Source organism: Croceitalea rosinachiae (assembly GCF_031846445.1).
Classification (GTDB): domain Bacteria; phylum Bacteroidota; class Bacteroidia; order Flavobacteriales; family Flavobacteriaceae; genus Croceitalea; species Croceitalea rosinachiae.
The window spans coordinates 573,597-593,064 of record NZ_JAVRHR010000001.1; the positions used below are offsets into that span (position 1 = coordinate 573,597).

Annotated in this window: 21 protein-coding genes; 17 read left to right on the forward strand and 4 right to left on the reverse strand. The window is 35.6% G+C overall.

Features of this window, described 5'->3' with window-relative positions; genetic code table 11:
* The first annotated feature begins 2 nt into the window (after positions 1-2).
* The 5 genes from RM706_RS02580 to RM706_RS02600 all read left to right on the forward strand — a co-directional run bounded on the left by RM706_RS02580 (position 3) and on the right by RM706_RS02600 (position 6,838).
* On the forward strand, positions 3-1,457 hold the full coding sequence (locus RM706_RS02580) for a hypothetical protein (RefSeq protein ID WP_311349459.1): 1,455 nt from the start codon (positions 3-5) through the stop codon (positions 1,455-1,457).
* The gene (locus RM706_RS02585) at positions 1,454-3,595 is read left to right on the forward strand and encodes a Tex family protein (protein ID WP_432264960.1); all 2,142 of its coding nucleotides are present in this window, start codon (positions 1,454-1,456) and stop codon (positions 3,593-3,595) included. Before RM706_RS02580 ends, RM706_RS02585 begins: the two co-directional genes overlap by 4 nt.
* Before the next feature lie 108 nt (positions 3,596-3,703).
* Positions 3,704-5,281: an ATP-binding protein gene (locus tag RM706_RS02590; RefSeq protein WP_311349460.1), complete on the forward strand. Its 1,578-nt coding sequence runs from the start codon at positions 3,704-3,706 to the stop codon at positions 5,279-5,281.
* A 28-nt stretch (positions 5,282-5,309) separates the two neighbouring features.
* Complete coding sequence (locus tag RM706_RS02595) at positions 5,310-6,212, forward strand: histone deacetylase family protein (RefSeq protein WP_311349461.1); 903 nt, start codon at positions 5,310-5,312, stop codon at positions 6,210-6,212.
* 104 nt (positions 6,213-6,316) lie between these two features.
* Positions 6,317-6,838 (forward strand): ferritin, encoded by a 522-nt coding sequence (locus tag RM706_RS02600; RefSeq protein ID WP_311349462.1) that lies wholly within the window; start codon positions 6,317-6,319, stop codon positions 6,836-6,838.
* Positions 6,839-7,071: 233 nt separating this feature from the next.
* Here the strand turns inward: RM706_RS02600 and RM706_RS02605 are convergent, their stop codons facing one another.
* Both RM706_RS02605 and RM706_RS02610 read right to left on the reverse strand, forming a co-directional pair.
* Complete coding sequence (locus RM706_RS02605; protein ID WP_311349463.1) at positions 7,072-7,446, reverse strand: hypothetical protein; 375 nt, start codon at positions 7,444-7,446, stop codon at positions 7,072-7,074.
* Positions 7,447-7,613: 167 nt separating this feature from the next.
* Complete coding sequence (locus tag RM706_RS02610) at positions 7,614-7,946, reverse strand: single-stranded DNA-binding protein (RefSeq protein WP_311349464.1); 333 nt, start codon at positions 7,944-7,946, stop codon at positions 7,614-7,616.
* A gap of 271 nt (positions 7,947-8,217) precedes the next feature.
* On the opposite strand from RM706_RS02610, the gene RM706_RS02615 reads away from it, so the two are divergent.
* The 8 genes from RM706_RS02615 (at position 8,218) to RM706_RS02650 (ending at position 13,195) form a co-directional block, all read left to right on the forward strand.
* Positions 8,218-8,640 carry an ABA4-like family protein gene (locus RM706_RS02615; RefSeq protein WP_311349465.1) on the forward strand — a complete coding sequence of 141 codons (423 nt, stop codon included), beginning with the start codon at positions 8,218-8,220 and terminating at the stop codon, positions 8,638-8,640.
* Positions 8,637-9,437 carry a hypothetical protein gene (locus RM706_RS02620; RefSeq protein WP_311349466.1) on the forward strand — a complete coding sequence of 267 codons (801 nt, stop codon included), beginning with the start codon at positions 8,637-8,639 and terminating at the stop codon, positions 9,435-9,437. The genes RM706_RS02615 and RM706_RS02620 overlap by 4 nt, the downstream gene beginning before the upstream one ends.
* 7 nt (positions 9,438-9,444) lie before the next feature.
* Positions 9,445-10,524, forward strand: a complete 1,080-nt coding sequence (locus RM706_RS02625; protein WP_311349467.1) for a sensor histidine kinase — start codon at positions 9,445-9,447, stop codon at positions 10,522-10,524.
* Entirely contained in the window at positions 10,505-11,257 is a 753-nt protein-coding gene (locus tag RM706_RS02630) for a LytR/AlgR family response regulator transcription factor (protein WP_311349468.1), read from the forward strand. The genes RM706_RS02625 and RM706_RS02630 overlap by 20 nt, the downstream gene beginning before the upstream one ends.
* Before the next feature lie 96 nt (positions 11,258-11,353).
* The gene (locus RM706_RS02635; RefSeq protein ID WP_311349469.1) at positions 11,354-11,647 is read left to right on the forward strand and encodes a GNAT family N-acetyltransferase; all 294 of its coding nucleotides are present in this window, start codon (positions 11,354-11,356) and stop codon (positions 11,645-11,647) included.
* 1 nt (position 11,648) lies between these two features.
* Complete coding sequence (locus RM706_RS02640; protein ID WP_311349470.1) at positions 11,649-12,071, forward strand: (4Fe-4S)-binding protein; 423 nt, start codon at positions 11,649-11,651, stop codon at positions 12,069-12,071.
* A 1-nt stretch (position 12,072) separates the two neighbouring features.
* Positions 12,073-12,486 (forward strand): hypothetical protein, encoded by a 414-nt coding sequence (locus RM706_RS02645; protein ID WP_311349471.1) that lies wholly within the window; start codon positions 12,073-12,075, stop codon positions 12,484-12,486.
* A 10-nt stretch (positions 12,487-12,496) separates the two neighbouring features.
* Positions 12,497-13,195: an SIMPL domain-containing protein gene (locus RM706_RS02650; RefSeq protein WP_311349472.1), complete on the forward strand. Its 699-nt coding sequence runs from the start codon at positions 12,497-12,499 to the stop codon at positions 13,193-13,195.
* Between the two features lie 139 nt (positions 13,196-13,334).
* Here the strand turns inward: RM706_RS02650 and RM706_RS02655 are convergent, their stop codons facing one another.
* Together RM706_RS02655 and RM706_RS02660 are read right to left on the reverse strand one after the other, a co-directional pair.
* On the reverse strand, positions 13,335-13,916 hold the full coding sequence (locus tag RM706_RS02655; RefSeq protein ID WP_311349473.1) for a TetR/AcrR family transcriptional regulator: 582 nt from the start codon (positions 13,914-13,916) through the stop codon (positions 13,335-13,337).
* 34 nt (positions 13,917-13,950) lie between these two features.
* The gene (locus tag RM706_RS02660) at positions 13,951-14,700 is read right to left on the reverse strand and encodes an SDR family NAD(P)-dependent oxidoreductase (protein WP_311349474.1); all 750 of its coding nucleotides are present in this window, start codon (positions 14,698-14,700) and stop codon (positions 13,951-13,953) included.
* 160 nt (positions 14,701-14,860) lie between these two features.
* Between RM706_RS02660 and RM706_RS02665 the strand changes: the two genes are divergently transcribed.
* The 4 genes from RM706_RS02665 to RM706_RS02680 are packed head-to-tail and all read left to right on the forward strand — an operon-like array spanning position 14,861 to position 19,468.
* On the forward strand, positions 14,861-18,010 hold the full coding sequence (locus RM706_RS02665; protein ID WP_311349475.1) for a VPS10 domain-containing protein: 3,150 nt from the start codon (positions 14,861-14,863) through the stop codon (positions 18,008-18,010).
* Positions 18,010-18,582, forward strand: coding sequence for a pentapeptide repeat-containing protein (locus RM706_RS02670; RefSeq protein WP_311349476.1), 573 nt, complete (start codon positions 18,010-18,012; stop codon positions 18,580-18,582). Before RM706_RS02665 ends, RM706_RS02670 begins: the two co-directional genes overlap by 1 nt.
* A 44-nt stretch (positions 18,583-18,626) precedes the next feature.
* Positions 18,627-19,124 carry a DUF6265 family protein gene (locus tag RM706_RS02675; protein WP_311349477.1) on the forward strand — a complete coding sequence of 166 codons (498 nt, stop codon included), beginning with the start codon at positions 18,627-18,629 and terminating at the stop codon, positions 19,122-19,124.
* Complete coding sequence (locus RM706_RS02680) at positions 19,121-19,468, forward strand: hypothetical protein (protein WP_311349478.1); 348 nt, start codon at positions 19,121-19,123, stop codon at positions 19,466-19,468. Before RM706_RS02675 ends, RM706_RS02680 begins: the two co-directional genes overlap by 4 nt.

Here is a 19,468-nt window from a genome sequence, read left to right on the forward strand (position 1 = left end):
ATATGAAAATCAGGGTGTTTCTAGTTTTTGCTGTTTTTATGGTATCGCTTTCCCATGGTCAACAAGAGCTAGTAAGGTTTCCCACCTATTACGAAGAAGCTCCATACCCTATGGAAAACTCTTTCTCATTGGTCGATGATACATCAGGAGATTTCACAGTGTTTCTTACAAAAAAAAGTAAGGTATCGGCATACTTCTTTTTAAAGAACTTTGAATTCCATAGTCGATTATATCACGATAAATTTCCAACCAAATATCGTTTGCCACTAGGAGGAACGATTAAAGAAAAAAAATACTCCCTTTTCTTCTCAAATGATAGCAAAAATAAATTTGCAGGAATAACATTCGATTTTGAATCAGGACTAGAAAATTCATTTGAAATTAACCTAAACCTTAAAAAGGAAATTTTTATAATCTCTTTCACTCATCACAATACCTTTTATCTCGTTTCGGCCTCTTACCGCGAAAACTATCTTTATTTGTATGAGTTCAATAACAATGGTGAATATGTTAAAAAGAATTTAGACTTAACAGGATATGATTTTTATGGCAACTCAGAGTATAAAACAAGATTAAAGTCTACTCTGGCATTAGATATGCACAACAACCCAATTACTGAGCCGTTACTGGTAAAAAGCGATATCCCATATTCGTTGGACTCTATGATTTCATTGATTAAATTATATCTAGACAATGATTCATTTTATCTCGTATCGGATATAAATAAGGACTTTTCACAAATTATAAAACACAATTTTGTCAAAGAACGAACTGAAGTATTCCAAATAAACCAGCCTATCAATTCTCTAAATTATCTTAACAACTCCTTTTTACGTGGGGATAAACTATTTCAAATCAAAGTCAGCACGAAGGAATTACACTATCAAATATCTAACATCAAAAATAAATCAATATTAAAAAAGTATACTGTTAAGAAAGATGATGAACTTTTTTTAACAAATGGTACTATTAGACAACGTGGAGGACGTTTTAAAAATTATCGTGAACTTGAGAAAACTTCTCAGTTTTTAAGGAAAATTGGCAATGGGAACCTCAGTATTTATGTTGAAAAAGCCGATGATGATTACCATGCAAGAATAGGTAGCGTTGCCGAAATAGAAGATGGTGTAGTCGCCGCCGTGGCTTTTTTAAACCCGTTTACCGTAGTGGCTAGTTTTGGTGCCCTCACTTTATTCGCTAATCCAGCTGCACTTGCTTTTTATAAGGCTTCTAAAACGAAAGCTGTTTATATTAACAACGGTTTGGATAATAATTTGGAAATTACCCCAACCAAGGAAAAAGAGAATATATTTTATACAATCCAAGATTATCTGAAAGAGCAGGAGATTAAAAGATATTCAGCGGCAGATATTTTCAAATATGATGATTATTTTATTTTTGGAATGCTCGACAAAAAATCTAAAGAGTATATCTTATTGAAATTTGAAGGTCTATGAATTTTACCTACATGAACCTAATTTCTTTTATTTACCAAAAAACCCAACTCCCACAAAAAAGTGTTGAAAATACGGTTGCCTTATTAAGTGAAGACTGCACCATTCCTTTTATATCACGCTATCGAAAAGAACGTACGGACAATCTCGATGAAGTTCAGATTGGTGCTATCGTCCAATTCAAAGCTGAGTTTGAAGCTTTGGAAAAAAGAAAGGCCGCTATTATCAAAGCCGTTGATGAGCAAGGTGCCCTTACTCCAGAGTTAAAAAGTAAGTTGAAAAACTGTTCAGACCTAACAACTCTTGAAGACTTATATCTTCCCTACAAGAAAAGCAAAAAAACAAAGGCCGAAACGGCACGTAAAAATGGATTAGAACCCCTTGCCAAAATCATCATGGCGCAGCGCTCTGATGAAATTGATTTTATCGCTTCAAAGTATTTAAATGACGCTATTGATAACGAAGATGACGCCTTACAAGGAGCACGACATATCATAGCCGAATGGATTAATGAACGAACCGATATCAGAAATCAACTTCGCAATCAATTAAATCGGCATGCCTTAATAACCACCAAGGTCATCAAGACCAAAAAAGATGATGAAAAAGTCCAAAAATTCAGAGACTATTTTGATTTTAGCGAACCTTTAAACAGATGTCCCTCACATCGGTTTTTAGCCATCCAAAGAGCAGAAAAAGAGGGTTTTATTCGAGTTAAGATAGAAATTGACGATGAACGTGCCCTACAGCATATTGAACGACGTATCATTAAATCAGATAATGCCTGTACGGAGCATATTGAAATCGCCATAGCGGATGCCTACAAAAGACTGTTGCTTCCTTCACTAACAAATGAGCTTTTGAAAATTGCTAGAGAAAAAGCTGATGATTCGGCCATAGCGGTATTTGCAAAAAACCTTAGACAACTCTTATTAGGTGCTCCGCTTGGCGAAAAACGCATTTTAGCAATTGATCCTGGTTTTCGAACGGGTTGTAAACTGGTTTGTTTAGACGCTGAAGGAAATTTAAGGCATAACGAGACCATCTATCCGCATGCACCACAAAATGATAGTAAAGGTGCTATCAAAAAAATAAGCTCTTTAGTCGATGCCCACAAAATAGAGGCCATTGCCATTGGTAATGGAACAGGGTCCCGAGAAACTGAACGATTGGTAAAACGTATCGCATTTAAAAACCCAATTGAGGTATTTGTAGTAAATGAAGCAGGGGCATCTATTTATTCCGCGTCTAAAATTGCCCGCGAAGAATTTCCTAATTATGATGTCACCGTTCGTGGTGCAGTTTCCATTGGTAGAAGATTAGCAGATCCACTTGCTGAGTTGGTCAAAATTGACCCAAAATCCATTGGAGTAGGCCAATACCAACATGATGTCGACCAAACAAAACTAAAGACCTCATTGGATACCGTAGTGGAAAGTTGTGTCAATTCTGTTGGGGTCAATATCAATACAGCAAGTGTTCCCTTATTAAGTTATGTATCTGGTATTGGTTCAAAGTTGGCTGAAAACATAGTTACTTTTCGAAACGAAAATGGAGCATTTAAAACTAGGGAAGCCATTAAGAATGTTCCCCGGTTGGGTGGCAAGGCGTTTGAGCAGGGAGCTGGTTTTTTAAGAATAAAAGATGGAGAAAATCCTTTGGATGACTCGGCGGTACACCCAGAAAGTTATGGGCTTATCACAAAAATAGCAAAAGACAAGGGCGTGGCTCTAAGTAAAATCTTGGGAAACAAAGAAATTCTAAAAAACATTCCTCTTGAACACTACACTACTGCTAACGTTGGGTTACCAACCTTAAAAGATATTATCAAAGAATTAGAAAAACCAGGTTTGGATCGGCGTGAAAAGGCAAAAATATTCACCTTTGATCAAAATGTCAGAACCATTGAGGACTTGAGAGTTGGTCAATTGTTACCTGGTATTGTCAATAATATTACCAATTTCGGATGCTTTGTGGATATAGGCATCAAGGAAAGCGGATTGATTCATATTTCAAATCTTGCAGATGGTTTTGTAAGCGATGTGAATGCCCATGTGGGTTTGCAACAACAACTTATTGTCAAAGTGCTTGAAATCGATATCCCAAGGAAACGTATTCAATTGAAACTTCATAAAAGCTAATTGGAATATCAATATCCAATACTGAAACGCTTATTTTAAGTTATGGACGGTATATTAGTAAGTTTTTTTCTACCTTGAATAAATTTCTTATTCCATAATTGATTTGACATGGATTCAATTTTTGAGACTCAACAAGTTTTTGATAATCTAAGTACATCTTCTGATGTAAATGATATACCAAAACGCGTATTAAATGAGTTGATCGAAACTTATAATAACCAAAAACAACATTTAAAATCATTGACCGGCATTATGTCCGAAGGATTGGCACATTGTGAAATCATTCTTAACAATCAGGGTCAACCCATTGACTATCGCTTTTTAAGTGTTAACCCTGCTTTTGAAAAACATACGGGTCTTACTGCCGAACTTTGTGAAGGAAAGACTATTCTTGAAATTATGCCTACCGCAGAAAAATCATGGATTGATTTTTATGGAAGGGTAGCGTTGACCCAAAAAACGCAATCTACCACTGGTTATAACCAACAGACCAATCGCCATTATTATTCAACAGCTTATTCGGACAAATCTGGTGAGTTTATGATGTTATTTAAAGATATTACCCAAAAAGTAGAATTAGAAAGGGCATATAAGAATATAGAAGAAAGTGAAAAGTTGAAATCTACATTCCTTGCGAACATGTCACATGAAATCCGAACTCCATTAAATGCTATTTTGGGTTGTTCAGAATTACTAGAAGACAAAAACCTAGACCCTCAAGACCAAATCAAATGTTTAGATCATATCAAAAACTCTGGTAATCGGTTACTAACTATTATTTCCGATATTTTGGATATTTCAAAGCTAGAATCAAATCAACAACAACTAAATTTAAAAGCGCATTGTGTCAATGAACTTATTGATAGTTTATATTCTCAATTTACTATTGTCAAAAAAGAATCTACAAACACGCTTAATTGTCATAAAGCTTTTGACAATGATAATTCTTGTATAGAAACTGATACAGCTCGATTAGAACAGATAATTTCAAATCTTTTAGAAAATGCATACAAGTACACTGAAAATGGCGAAATCATTTTTGGATATGAATTGAAAGGTGAATATTTGGAATTTTTTGTTAAGGACACAGGTAGTGGTATTCCAGAAAAAGATCAAGAACTAATTTTTGAACGTTTTGGCCAGGCAAGTAATCAAAAAACTAAAATCAATAGTGGTAGTGGACTTGGTATTCCAATAGCCAATGGGTTCGTAGCTCTTTTTGGTGGAGAAATGTGGCTAGAATCCGAAGTGAACAGAGGCAGCAGTTTTTATTTTACAATTCCTTATTTACCATGTGAACCTGAAGCAACAGTCCAAGAAAAGCCCACAATCTTGGTCGCGGAAGATGAAGAAGTGAATTTTTTTCTCTTAGAAATGTGGTTAGGCAAGTATTGCAACCTTCTACACGCATCTAATGGCAATGAGGTTTTAAAAATGTGCAAATCAGAAAATATAGATTTAATCCTTATGGATATAAAAATGCCATATCTAAATGGAATTGAAGCCACAATTGAAATCAGAAAAACAGATGAAACAATTCCGATAATTGCCCAATCCGCTTTTATTATGCAATCAGAAACAGACGAAATATTGGCTGCCGGTTGCAATGAGGTTATGACGAAGCCGATAAAACAGCAGACTTTTAAACAAGTCCTTAAAGGATATCTTCCACAATTAAGATTTTAGATGAGTTTCAATGTTTGTAGTTTAGCGAATGCTAAAAATCGCATACCATCCTATTTATAAACATCCCTTACCGAAAGGGCATCGCTTTCCAATGGTTAAGTATGACCTGCTCCCACAACAATTATTATATGAAGGCACCTGTGATAACAGCAATTTTTTCGAACCTACCCTACCCAATGAGGGTCATATCTTAAATGTTCATGAAAAAACGTACTATGAGCAACTTAAAAACCTAGAAATCAAACCAAGTTCAGCTCGTAAAATAGGGTTTCCGCTTTCAAAAGAACTTGTCGAGCGTGAACGAATTATTGCAGATGGCACCATTAAAGCTTGCGAATTTGCCTTACAAAAAGGTATCGCCATGAATATAGCAGGAGGAACACATCATGCCTATTCTAATAGAGGAGAAGCTTTTTGTATGTTGAACGACCAGGCCATTGGCGCGCGATATTTGCAGAAAAATCGATTGGCAAAAAAAATTCTTATCGTGGATTTAGATGTCCATCAGGGTAATGGTACAGCGGAAATTTTTAAAAACGATGAAACGGTATTTACCTTTTCCATGCACGGGGCTTCCAACTATCCTTTTAAAAAAGAGGTTTCAGATTTAGATATTCCTCTTCAAAAAAGTACAGATGATGACACCTATCTTTCTATTTTAAAAGAAACACTACCTCAACTTATTGAAAAGGAAAGACCAGATTTTATCTTCTATCTATGTGGGGTCGATATTTTGTCTACCGATAAATTAGGTACGCTTGGGATGACCTTAGAAGGTTGTCATGAAAGAGATCGTTATGTACTTCAAACTTGTAAAGATTTGAACTTGCCTGTACAATGTAGTATGGGTGGGGGTTATTCGCCAGAAATAAAAGTCATTGTTGAAGCACACGCCAATACGTTCAGATTAGCACAACAAATCTTTTTCTGACAGAATTCTAAAGTTTATTTAAACCATTTCCAAATTTATCCGCTTAGCAAAGCCCGAGAAAAGTAGGCACTTAGATTTCGTAACTTTGTTAAAAAATAACACAAATGCTATCAAAGAAACTCGAAAAAGCACTGAACGAACAAATACGAATAGAAGCCGAATCTTCACAAGTTTACCTTTCCATGGCCTGTTGGGCAGAAGTAAAAGGTTTAGAAGGTGTAGCAGGATTTATGTATGGTCATTCCGATGAAGAGCGCATGCATATGCTCAAACTGGTCAAATACGTGAATGAGCGAGGCGGACATGCCATTGTTTCTGAATTGAAAGCACCGGAGACAGAATTTGGAAGCCTCCCAAAAATGCTACAAAAACTATATGACCACGAGGTATTTGTATCGCAAAGTATTAATGAGTTGGTACACGTCACCTTAGAAGAAAAAGATTATGCCACACATAACTTTTTACAATGGTATGTGGCAGAACAATTAGAAGAAGAAGCCTTGGCACGAACGGTTTTGGATAAGATCAATCTTATTGGTGATGATAAAGGCGGATTGTACCTATTCGATAGAGATATCCAACAATTGACAGTAGAAAGCGCGGCTTCAGATACCATGACAGAGTAATTTTAACAATTAATCTTATTTAGATTAATTTAAAATAATATATTTTTGTGCCATTCACTTTTAAGTAATGGGCAAAAAAAGTAGTAGTAAAAAGAAGGCGGCACAATTAAAAGAGTTGGTTCCTAAAGGCTGTAAAACCAAGTGCTGTAAAAAATATAAGAAAAGTGAAAGTAAAAGATGTGGACGCTGCCCTTGTTATGACTTACTAAAAAAAGTAGCCTAAAAATATAGCCTCAATCTTTGATTTGAGGCTTTTTTATTTTTGAAGCATATACCACTTCAATATCTTCTTGTCCATTAATGGCATAAAAAGCAGCCTTGTTTAAATAATATTCTGAATGCTCACATGCAGTTGTACAAATTTTTTGGTGCAATCGATATGCAAAACCTTTTGAGTTCAAATAAATCTGATATCCTTCTGGATTTTGTGCTGCCAAAAGAGACTCAAAATGAGTTTGGTCTTTCCAAAAGTCTTTATAATCATCATCACTGACCATAACCAATTGCTGTTCATTCAAAGCATCACGTTGCCCTAATTCAGCGTAAAAGCTTTTCGTATTCCCGGCAATACCTATCTGGGCCAATCCCAATATGGGAATAAGCACCATCAACAAACAAATATGTAACGAAAGCCTTTGCATCTTAATAATTACATAACAATTGACGAATTAAGTTGTTAATTGTTACCTGTTTCATATTAAGTTCTTGTTAAAAAATTAAAATCACTAAAAAAAGGGGCAAAAAGCCCCTTTTAATCGTTTAGCGTTGTGCTTTTTTACTTCCCCAACATCAAAAGTTCATTACATCTTATTTCGGTAATATATCGTTTATCACCCTCTTTGGTTTCGTATGAGCGATGGGTCAATTTACCTTCGACCGCCACTTGCTTCCCTTTGGTCAAATAGTTCTCTACGATATCTGCAGTTTTACCCCAGGCAACTATATTATGCCATTGCACATCTTCAACCTTTTCGCCTTGGGCGTTTTTATAGTTTTCACTGGTGGCAATTGAAAATTTTGCCAACTTGTTACCATTATCCATGGTTACAATTTCTGGGTCTTGCCCAAGATTACCAATCAACTGTACTTTGTTTTTTAATGCGTTCATCTTTTTAATTTTTCGTTAAACAGTTAATACTATCGAACCACCATGATTCGACAGGGCAAACATACTTCTGAGTTGAAAAAAGATTCGGTTAGGAACTGTTTATTTTCGTTTGTTATCGTTTGTAGTCGTTTAAATGAGCATATAATTCCCCCACAGAGGGCATCTATATACATGTATTACAATTCAAAGACAATTAACGATGGTTTAGCCTAAAGTAATTTCATTTTTAACCCAACAATGGCATATTTGAGTAATTCTTAAAAAACAACCTATGTCACCAACTGAAATTTTTTCTTTAGCAAATATGATTGCCATGCCCATGTGGCTGCTTATGATTTTACTTCCTAAATGGAAAGTAACACGTTTCTTAATAGATTATAAAATAATCCCCATTCTCTTGGCATTAGTGTATGCTGTCTATATTTTTCTAGCGATGCGTATAGGTGGAGGAATGGATTTTGGCAGTCTCGCATCTGTAATGGCATTATTTACCGAAGAAAATGCGGTCTTGGCAGGCTGGGTACATTATCTAGCTTTTGACCTTTTAGTTGGTATGTGGATGTTAGACCAAAACAAAGAATTAAAAATTCATCAATTATTAATGGCACCATGCCTATTTGGAACTTTTATGTTAGGTCCGGTTGGGTTTTTAGCCTTCATGTTAATCAAAACAATTAAACAAAATCAAAAATGAAAACTTTAAATCAAGTATTCAACACCATAAAAAAGTCTAGTCCAATACTCTATTGGGTTGTGATAATCCATTTCATCTTTGCTATCATCTGCCTAATTGGTTTAGCAATCGATGACAGAATCCTTCTGGGAATAAATGTTTGGATTAAACCATTGAAATTTTCAATCTCTGGTGGTATATACATTCTAACTCTGGGTTTTCTCACTACGCTTTATCCTTTTTCAAAAAGAAAGAAAAATATCATCACTATAATAGTTTCAATTACATTATTAATAGAAATTGTAATTATAATTTATCAAGCAGCGAGAGGTGTGCAATCACATTACAACATCTCTAACCCATTTGACGGGATACTCTTTGCAGCCATGGGTATTTTAATTGCAATTAATGTGGTCATTATGGTATTGTTTATCTTCGAAACGATACGATTAAAATTAGATACAAGTAAAACGGTACAGTGGGCAATTTTACTAGGATGGATAATTGTAGTAATTGGCAGTTGGATTGGTGGGCAAATGATTAGTCAAATGGCGCATAATGTAGGTGTTGCAGATGGCGGAGCAGGATTACCATTAGTTAACTGGAGTACAACTGCTGGCGATTTAAGGGTGGCGCACTTTTTTGGATTGCATGCAATACAAGTAATTCCTTTATTTGCCTTTTGGGTATCTAAAAAATGGAATACAAATACTAGAAATCAACTAATTGCAGTAACCGTTTTTGGTCTATTATATGCTGGATGGATTGGGCACACATTCTATCAAGCAAAGCAAGGAATAGCATTAATTCAACTTTAAACTAAGCATGTTTTTTAATAGGGAAAAACGAATAAAATATTTAGGTTTTAATGATTTTTGGTTCGCTGCAGTTGGAATTTTATTTCTCAGTTTTGTTACCGACTTTCTTTTTAATAATTCATTTTTCCGTTTCCCTTTTAGTGAAGCCGTAATCATTTGGAGCGTATCCCTATTTTTCACCATCTGTGACTGGCTTATTATAAGAACCGTAATTATACTACTGCGAAAAAAATACCCTAACATTAGCGATATTGGAAAGCGACTCGTCCTATTGTTTTTAACAATTGTCGGTACAGTACTCATTGTGGACTTTATTGGAAATAGAATCTTGTCCATCATATTTGAGGACCTTAATGTTCAAAGTTCTCCTCAGGTGCTCTTGCCAATTATAATCATTAGTACTATGACTATGGCAATTTATGAAGCCATCTACTATTATATACGTTTAAAGAAATCAATCAGAGAAGAAGAACAAGCAAAGCAAGCGGTTGTGCAGGCAGAGCTCGATGCACTGAAGAATCAAGCACAACCGCACTTTTTATTCAATACACTGAACACTTTACGAGATATAATTGATCAAAACCCAAAAGAAGATGCGAAAGAATTCGTGGATAAATTATCCGATGTTTATCGATTTATATTGGAATCTGGAAGCGTTAATCTCACTTCGTTAAAAGATGAATTAAAATTTGCAAAATCATACATCCATATCCAGTCCGAGCGATTTGGGCAAAATCTCAAAATGAAATGGATTATTCCTAATACCTCATTAGACAGCATGATCGTTCCTATGAGTCTACAACTTTTACTGGAAAATGCCATAAAACATAATGTTATTTCTAAAGCAAAACCTTTAAGAATACTTGTGGAAGTAGAAAATAATTATTTAGTCGTTTCTAATAAGATTCAATCAAAATCTACACAAATACCATCGACAAAAGTTGGACTGAGGAATATTGAAAAGCGATATCATTTAATTGCAGGAAAATCAATTGAAATAAGAAATGAAAAAAACCAGTTTAGGGTTTCTCTTCCATTGCTAAAATTATCTGATCAAAAAAATTACCATGGAGATACTCATAATTGAAGATGAATCACGTGCAGCAAGTCAATTACAAAACATGCTGAAAGCATGTAGCTTTGATTATCAATTATTAGGCATTATTGATACCGTAGAAGATGCCGTAATCTGGTTTCAAAAAAATAAAAATCCTGATTTAATATTTATGGACATCCAATTGGCCGATGGATTAAGTTTTGAGGTCTTCCAGAAGATAGATGTAGAAGCGCCAATAATCTTTACAACCGCCTTTGATCAATATGCCATTCAAGCATTTAAAGTAAATAGTGTGGACTATTTATTAAAGCCAATTCAAATAGAAGAATTAAACAACGCGTTAAACAAATTCACTAAATCTAGTAATTCCGCATTGGTAGCTCCCTCTGTTTTAAAACAACTTTTAACTAGTATGCAAGAACCTGCCAAAAGAGAAGGCTTGTTGGTTAAGGAAGGTAGTGGCTTTGTGCAAGCTAAAATTTCCGACTTTTTATATTTTTATTCTCAAGAAAGTATCACTTTTGGAGTAACCACTACCAAAAGATATATTATTGATGAATCTTTAGATTATTTATTTGGCACACTGGATCCTAGACAATTTTTTAAAATTAATCGTAGTCAATTAATCACAAAAAAGGCCATTGAAAAAATAAACCCCTATTTTAACCATCGGGTTAAGCTTTCTATTTTAAATCCTCGAGACCAAGAATTTATTGTCAGTAGACCTAAAACAAGTGATTTTAAAAAATGGCTGAATACCTAATTACCATTATTGCCAGTATGGAACTTTGATAACACCTCAAACCATAAGGATTGATTTTAAAAAATAAAGTAACTTTAGGCAAGTCTATTATGGTCTATGGAACACACACTTTTTGATAATCAAGCAAATAAACAGTATGAACTGCACATTGATTCACTTATACCAAGAATTGAATATATCAAAGCACAGGACAAAATTTATTTGACCCATACTGAAGTCCCTACTGAATTGGAAGGAAAAGGCATCGGCTCAACTTTAGTAAAGTTGGTATTGGAAGACATCAAACAAAAAGAGTTGACCTTGGTTCCAATGTGTCCTTTTGTAGCCATGTATATCAAACGCCATCCAGAGTGGACATCACTAGTTTTAAAAGGAATAAATATCGCCTAATATGGAAAGAGAAATCGTTAAAGAATACAAGAATGGTGACTTCACCGTCATCTGGAAGCCTAAAAAGTGCATCCATTCTGAAATTTGCGTTAAAACATTGCCAGAAGTTTACAATCCAAACGCCAAACCTTGGATAAAGGCAGAAAATGCTTCTGTTGAAGCTTTAAAAGCACAAATAGAAAAATGTCCTTCGGCAGCACTTACGTATAGCATGGTAGGTGAAGAAAGTGTTGAAGAAAAAGCTGGAACAGAATGTACCGTAATCGAAAACGGTCCGCTTTTAGTGAGTGGACTTCTAAAAGTCACACTTGCCGATGGCACCTCTGAAACCAAAAAACCTTCTACCGCATTTTGTCGTTGTGGTGCTTCTGATAATAAACCCTATTGTGATGGTACACATAAAAAAATAGAATTTAAGGGTTAATATGAAATCGCACTTTTCTCTAACGGATAATGAATTTTTGATTCAACTTGAAACAGCTACTCTTAAACCTGAGTTTTTTGACCATCAAGCTCATTTGAGACTGGCATGGTTAAATATCAATAGATTTGGTATAGAAACTGCTGTTAAAAAAACTTCTTTTTATTTAAAAAAATATGTTCATTCACTTGATGAGCAAGATAAATTTAATCAAACATTGACGGTTGCAGCGTTAAAGGCGGTCTACCACTTTAAGCTAAAGTCCAAGTCAACTAATTTTAAGAATTTTATTGAAGAATTTCCAAGGTTACTATATAATTTCAAAGACTTAATGGCCATGCATTATGGCTTTGATATCTATCATTCTGAATATGCCAAAAAAACATATTTGGCACCAGATTTGCTTCCTTTCGATTAAAACAGAAATTATGAATAAAATATTTACCCTAGGTTTAATATTAGCATGTACAACAAACGCCCTGTCGCAATCAAAAAACTTTTTAGATATCCCCTATTTAGAAACTTCTGCCAAAGTTGATACGCTAGTAACGCCAGATAAAATTTATTTGAACATCACCATTCAAGAAAAAGATTCAAAGGGCAAAAAATCTGTTGAAGAACAAGAGAACAAAATGGCACAGCGCCTAAAAAGTTTAGGTATAGCTATCGACAAACAATTGACCATAAAAGATTTGGCAAGCAACTATAAAAAGTATTTTCTGCGTTCTAAAGAAGTTTTAAAAAGCAAGCAGTATTCATTATTGGTTTATGACGGTTTAACCGCAGGAAAAGTAATGGCGGCTTTAGAAGATTTGGATATTGCCAATACCTACTTGGAAAAAACGGAGTATTCTAAAATGGATGAATTAGAACTCACTTTAAAATCAAGGGCAGCGAAAAAAGCAAAGCTTAAAGCAAATGCCCTCACCAAACCTTTAGGGCAAGAAGTAGGCATGGCCATTCACATTGTAGATAATTCACAACCTTATTATCCAAGGTACAACCAACCAAGAATGGAAATGAAGGCAATGGCTATGGATGTTGCAGAACCTGAGCCCTTAGATATCAGCTTTGAAAAAATTCGTGTGGAAAGCACAGTTAATGTAAAGTTTAAGATTTCAGAATAGATTAATTTAAACCGTTGCATTTTAAATGAAAGAAGTTTCCAATATGTCAGTTCGAGTGATTTTTTGATAAAAAATCGTATCGAGAACTATTTTAGAGATTAAAATTCTTATTCTCGATACAAATTTTACGCACTACGGGTTAATCTAATACAGAAAGACCTGAATTCATAATACTATAAAGTTTTTCAGGGTCGGCATCTACTTTTGCCAAAACGCGAATGCCATTGAATAAAGCAAATAGCATCAAGCCTATTTCATCGGCATTTTTATTCGTTTTTATTTCACCGTTTCGAATGCCTTTTTGAACAAAAGCCGTAAATAGGTTTTCAGTTTTTATCTTATTCTCTAAAAGAATCTTTTGTATTTTTTCATCACCAGGTATCAGCTCTGTAGTCGTATTCACTACAAAACAGCCTTTTTTGCAATCGTCTTGCATAGATTCATCTATGGCTTTTTGAAATAGTTTTCTGAATCCCTCTTTGACCGAACGTTCTGTCTCAAATAAATGCTGAATGATATCCCCATTAGTTTCTCTATACAATGAAAAAGCGGATTCAAAAAGTGCATCTTTACCACCAAAAGTGTCATATAAGCTTGCTCTATTAATCCCTAAGTGAGAAACCAAATCTTGCATTGAAGTAGCATGGAACCCTTTTTGCCAAAAGAGCTCCATAGCTTTGTTCAATACTTCTTTTTCATCAAATTGTTTTGTACGTGGCATATTGGAATACTTGTTCCAAATTTATTCAAAAAAATTATACTTGTGCAAATCCGCCGTCAACGGGAATCTCAGCACCTGTAATATAACTACTATCTGAAGATGCCAAAAACAATGCAGTACTGGCTACCTCATCAGGATTACCAAAACGCCCCAAGCTTACCAAAGAAGGGAAACTAGCTGCCATTTGGTCAATATTTTCTTGTGGTACGTTGTGCTTACCATAAATTGGGGTATCAATAGGCCCTGGGGAGATTGCGTTTACGCGAATACCCTTAGGGCCAAATTCTGCAGCCAAAGTTCTCGTTAATGAACGCAGGGCCGCTTTGCTAGATGCGTAGGCTGCCATTCCGCCAAAACCTTTCACATTGGTTACCGAAGTATTGAAAATTATGCTAGCTCCTTCATTCAAATGATTATATGCAGCTTTTACCGTAAAAAGTGGTCCTCTTACATTAATGTTATGTACTTCATCAAATAATTCTTCCGTCAATCCATCGATAGTTTCAACTCTAAAAATTCCTGCGTTCAAGAAGAGAACATCAATTTTACCAAAGGCATCGACCGTCGTATTGATTAACCTTTCACTATCGTTGATACTACTTGCCTCTGCCTTTACTAAAAGGTAATCCCCTTCTAATTCAGATTTTAGAGCATCCAATTTTTCTTGGCTTCTTCCAGTTAAAACCACTTTTGCTCCTTCTGCTAAATAACGCTTAGCAGTTTGCAAACCCATTCCGCTGGTTGCTCCTGTAATTATGGCGACTTTGTTTTCTAATTTTTTCATGTTTTTTATTTTAGATTTTCTTGTTTTTTATTTTGGAACGTTCATTCCGATACAAACATATTAATAACAGAACGATTGTTCCAAATAAAAAATAAGTTTTAACATTATTTTAATCTTATCAACCTGCTTTTGTATCTTTCAAAAGACTAATTCCAACCACATGAAAACTTTAAGACTTCTGTTCCTAATTTTATTTATTATTCCGCTTAACAATTCCGCGCAGCGCAGAAAAAAACAAACCACCACTCCTTCCATAGTTTTAAATGATTCTCTGTATTCAGGACTCAAATGGAGAAATATTGGGCCATTTCGTGGTGGTCGAAGTGTAACCTCTACCGGCGTGGTTGGACAACCCATGACCTATTATATGGGTTCTGTTGGTGGTGGAATCTATAAAACTACCGATGATGGAATTACTTGGAAAAATATTTCTGACGGCCAATTGAATACAGGTACTGTTGGTGCTATTGCCGTAGCTGAAAGCAACCCTAACATCGTAATTGTCGGAATGGGAGAACATGCGGCTCGAGGGGTAATGACCTCAATGGGTGATGGCATTTACAAATCAACAGATGCTGGTAAAACTTGGAAGCATATTGGTCTTGACGAATCAAGACACATTTCTGATGTGATTATTGACCCTAACAATCCTGATATTATTTTTGTATCAGCACAAGGGGCTCAATACGGACCTTCGCAACAGAGAGGTGTTTACCGTTCTTTAGATGGTGGAGCAAACTGGGAAAGGGTACTTTTTGTAGATGAGAATACAGGAGCTTCTTCCCTATCAATGGATATGAACAATCCTCTTATTCTCTATGCCGCGATGTGGCAACACAGACGTTATCCTTGGACTATGGAATCTGGCGGCCCATCTTCGGGAATCTATAAATCTACAGATGGAGGGGATACTTGGAAGCAATTAAAAGAAGGCCTACCAAAGGAATTCGGAAAAGCTGGTATTTCCGTATCAAGGGCAAATCCAGAACTCGTTTTTGCAGTTATTGAAGCCGAGGGAACTAAAGGTGGTGTTTACCGAAGTGATGATGCAGGCAAAAAATGGACGCAGGTCAATAAAGACCGTATAAATATCGCACGTTCATGGTACTACATGGAAATATTTGCTGACCCTCAAGATGAAAATGTGGTTTACGTACTTAATGCGCCTGTAACTAAATCTATCGATGGAGGAAAGTCTTTTAAGCCCTTACCCACTCCGCATGGTGACAATCATCATTTGTGGATCAACCCCAAGGACAATTCAAAAATGATTAATTCCAATGATGGCGGTGCTAATATTTCCAACAATGGAGGTAAAAGCTGGAGCACCCAACAGAATCAGGCTACATCGCAATTTTATCGAGTAATTACGGATAACCTCGTACCCTATAATTTATATGGAGGTCAACAAGATAATTCTGCAATTGCCATTGCCAGTAGAACAAATGATGGCGGTATTGATTGGAAAGATTGGTATTCGGTTGCAGGATGTGAAAGTGCCTATTTGGCTTTTGACCCTGATAATCCAGAAGTTGTTTACGGAGGTTGTTATCAGGGTATTATTGAAAAATGGGTGAAAGCTTCTCATGAAGGGAAGCCTATAAAAGAATATCCTGAACTTGGTCTAGGTAAAGTGCCTAAAGATTTTAAATACCGCTATAACTGGAACGCACCAATTATCAGTTCACCACATGACCGAAATACCATTTATCATGCTGGCAATGTAGTTTTTAAAACAACTGACGGCGGCCATAGTTGGGAAGTAGTGAGTCCTGATTTAACCAGAAATGAAGAAGATAAGCAAGGCCCAGGTGGTGGGCCATTTACGAACGAAGCAGCAGGTGGTGAAAATTACAATACCTTAATGTATTTAGTGGAATCACCGCATGAGCAGGGCGTACTTTATTCCGGTAGTGACGACGGTTTACTGCATATCACGAAAGATGGCGGTGCCAATTGGCAGAATATTTCACCGCCAAATATTGGAAATGGCATTGTTAACAGTATAGAAGTTTCTCCACATGATCCAGCTACAGCATATATAGCAGTAATGCGCTATAAATCAATGGATTTAAAACCTTATGTTTTCAAAACTACAGATTATGGACAAACGTGGTCTAAAATCACAAATGGCATTACGGACAAACACACTTTTGTTCGTGCCGTTCGAGAGGATAAAAAGAAAAAAGGATTATTATATGCTGGCACCGAAACCGGACTTTACATCTCTTTGGATGACGGACAAAACTGGCAGAAATTCCAGCTGAATCTGCCGCTAGTTCCTATTAATGATTTGACCATTCAAGACAATGATTTAGTGGTTGCCACGGCGGGTCGTTCGTTCTGGATTTTAGATGATTTAGGGGCTATTCAAAACAGTTTTGACACTTCACAAAAATTGAAACTCGTACAACCTAAACCCAGTTATCGCATTTTTGGAGGTAGTCAAGACAAACCTGTACCTGGTTTAGGGCAAAATCCGAAATCTGGTGTGACCGTAGATTATTATCTTCCAAAGAAATTAGATTCCACCGAACTAAAATTAGAGGTTTTACAAAATGGCACAGTAATACGTAGCTATACCAACCAAAAACCAAAAGGTTTTAAATCATGGCCTGGAGGACCTTCAAAACCATCAGTACTTCCCTCCAAAAAAGGCTATAACCGTTTTACTTGGAATTTCAGAACTAAATCGCTGCCAAGCATAGAAAAGGTATTTGTATTTGGAAATTCCGCAGGGCATCGAGTAGGACCCGGCACATATACCCTAAGATTGACCTTAGAGAATGAAATGGTAGAGACAACTGCTGCGGTACTGGCAAACCCAAAAATTGAAGCAACTACAGCTGACTATGCCGAGCAACAAGAAGTTTTACAAAAAATTGATGCTACGGTAATAGAAATGCATCATGCGGTCAACCAAATGCGTTCTGCAAAAAAGCAATTAAAAAATTATCAAAAGTTGCTTAAGCACAATGATGCAGCAAAAGAACTATTGGAAAAAGGAGAAGCTTTAGAAAAACGCATTACTATTTGGGAAGAAAATTTAATTCAGCCGAAACAAAAGACATTTCAAGATGTCATTAATTTCAACAATCAATTAAATGCCGATTTACTTCATCTAAAAGGTTTTGTTGATGTCTCCGAGCCCAAAGTTACCAGTGGCGCAAAAGAACGGCTTAAAGACTTGTTGGGCGATTGGTCTGTATTTAAGAATGAAAAAAAGGACATCGTAGGGAAAGAGATGAATGAATACAGTGAGATTTTTAAAGCTTTAAACTTACCTGCTTTAATTTTAAATGAGGAATAATGAGCAAGCCATTTGTGGCAGATAAGCATTTTAAAAATGAAGATTTTACGCAAAACCCATTAGCAAGGGCAGTTTATGAAGAATGTGTTTTTGAGGGCTGCCAATTTCAAAATGGGTTTTTAGACAATCAGAATTTTGTGGATTGTACATTTCGAGAATGTGATCTGAGCAATACCAATGTTGCCTATACACTTTGGAACAATGTATTCTTTGAGTCATGTAAATTAGTAGGTGTCGCCTTTGACAAATCCGACCCGGCATTAATGACAATACAATTTGACAAGTGCAATTTAACACTTGCCGTATTTTATGGATTGACACTGCACAAAACAGATTTTTCAGGTTCAAATTTAAGTCAGGCAGACTTTACCCATACAGATTTGACCGAGGCAAATTTCACGGATTGCAATTTAGACAATACTGTTTTTGAAAATACCAATCTGAGCAAGGTCAACCTCTCTAAGGCGTTCAATTTTAATATTAATCCTGAAGTAAACACGCTAAAAAAAGCTCGATTTAGTAAAGAAGAATTAATTGGGTTATTGAAAAAACACGATATTGTCATAGAATAAGTCCAATATATGTGTTTGTTTTCGTCTTTACTTAAACTCTTATCATGAAAGCACTATCATTTTTAGCACTATTCAATTTTCTATTAGCGACTGGTCAAAATACGTTACAACTAAGTAAAGGTCAAGAACCATTAGAAGCAAAAATAGAACTGGTATCCTTTATGGAAGGGCATTGGACAGGTACTGCTTTTGGTGGTGCTACTGAAGAAATATGGAGCCCTGCAGTTAATGGATCCATAATGTTCGTTTTTCGACATATGACTGATGGTAAGGTGAACTTTTATGAAGTTGGTCATATTCGTGAGCTGGAAAACAGCCTTAGTTTTGAGCTCAAACATTTTGATACGAATTTACATGGTTGGGAAGAAAAAGATGAAGTACAGCAATTCAAGTTCATCAAAGCAAAAGATAATCGAGTCTATTTTGACGGGTTTACTTTTGAAAGTGTAAATGAGAATGAAATCAATATTTATGGTTTGATTAGCAACGAAGATGGCACTACCAATGAAGTAGTCTTCAATTATAAAAGAGCTAGTACGTGAAGGAATGTTTAGAATGCGAAACTGAAATCAAAGGCCGAGCGGATAAAAAATTCTGTTCCGATTATTGTCGTAATGCCTACAATAATAAACTTAACAAAGACAGTAAGAATTTAGTAAGAAACATCAATAACCGTTTACGAAAGAACTATCGCATTTTGGATAGTTTTGAATTAAAAGAAGGCAAAACAAGAACTACCAAAACTCGATTGATGGACAAGGGGTTTGACTTTGAATATATTACGAATTTGTACACCACAAAAAAAGGAAGCACCTATTATTTTGTTTATGACCTAGGGTATCTTCCTTTAGATAATGACTATTGTATGATAGTAAAGCGAGAGTGA

Coding starts and splice junctions, on each gene's coding strand:
- RM706_RS02580 (WP_311349459.1), top strand. CDS start 3: ATGAAAATCAGGGTGTTTCTAGTTTTTGCTGTTTTTATGGTATCGCTT.
- RM706_RS02585 (WP_432264960.1), top strand. CDS start 1,454: ATGAATTTTACCTACATGAACCTAATTTCTTTTATTTACCAAAAAACC.
- RM706_RS02590 (WP_311349460.1), top strand. CDS start 3,704: ATGGATTCAATTTTTGAGACTCAACAAGTTTTTGATAATCTAAGTACA.
- RM706_RS02595 (WP_311349461.1), top strand. CDS start 5,310: ATGCTAAAAATCGCATACCATCCTATTTATAAACATCCCTTACCGAAA.
- RM706_RS02600 (WP_311349462.1), top strand. CDS start 6,317: ATGCTATCAAAGAAACTCGAAAAAGCACTGAACGAACAAATACGAATA.
- RM706_RS02605 (WP_311349463.1), bottom strand. CDS start 7,446: ATGGTGCTTATTCCCATATTGGGATTGGCCCAGATAGGTATTGCCGGG.
- RM706_RS02610 (WP_311349464.1), bottom strand. CDS start 7,946: ATGAACGCATTAAAAAACAAAGTACAGTTGATTGGTAATCTTGGGCAA.
- RM706_RS02615 (WP_311349465.1), top strand. CDS start 8,218: ATGTCACCAACTGAAATTTTTTCTTTAGCAAATATGATTGCCATGCCC.
- RM706_RS02620 (WP_311349466.1), top strand. CDS start 8,637: ATGAAAACTTTAAATCAAGTATTCAACACCATAAAAAAGTCTAGTCCA.
- RM706_RS02625 (WP_311349467.1), top strand. CDS start 9,445: ATGTTTTTTAATAGGGAAAAACGAATAAAATATTTAGGTTTTAATGAT.
- RM706_RS02630 (WP_311349468.1), top strand. CDS start 10,505: ATGGAGATACTCATAATTGAAGATGAATCACGTGCAGCAAGTCAATTA.
- RM706_RS02635 (WP_311349469.1), top strand. CDS start 11,354: ATGGAACACACACTTTTTGATAATCAAGCAAATAAACAGTATGAACTG.
- RM706_RS02640 (WP_311349470.1), top strand. CDS start 11,649: ATGGAAAGAGAAATCGTTAAAGAATACAAGAATGGTGACTTCACCGTC.
- RM706_RS02645 (WP_311349471.1), top strand. CDS start 12,073: ATGAAATCGCACTTTTCTCTAACGGATAATGAATTTTTGATTCAACTT.
- RM706_RS02650 (WP_311349472.1), top strand. CDS start 12,497: ATGAATAAAATATTTACCCTAGGTTTAATATTAGCATGTACAACAAAC.
- RM706_RS02655 (WP_311349473.1), bottom strand. CDS start 13,916: ATGCCACGTACAAAACAATTTGATGAAAAAGAAGTATTGAACAAAGCT.
- RM706_RS02660 (WP_311349474.1), bottom strand. CDS start 14,700: ATGAAAAAATTAGAAAACAAAGTCGCCATAATTACAGGAGCAACCAGC.
- RM706_RS02665 (WP_311349475.1), top strand. CDS start 14,861: ATGAAAACTTTAAGACTTCTGTTCCTAATTTTATTTATTATTCCGCTT.
- RM706_RS02670 (WP_311349476.1), top strand. CDS start 18,010: ATGAGCAAGCCATTTGTGGCAGATAAGCATTTTAAAAATGAAGATTTT.
- RM706_RS02675 (WP_311349477.1), top strand. CDS start 18,627: ATGAAAGCACTATCATTTTTAGCACTATTCAATTTTCTATTAGCGACT.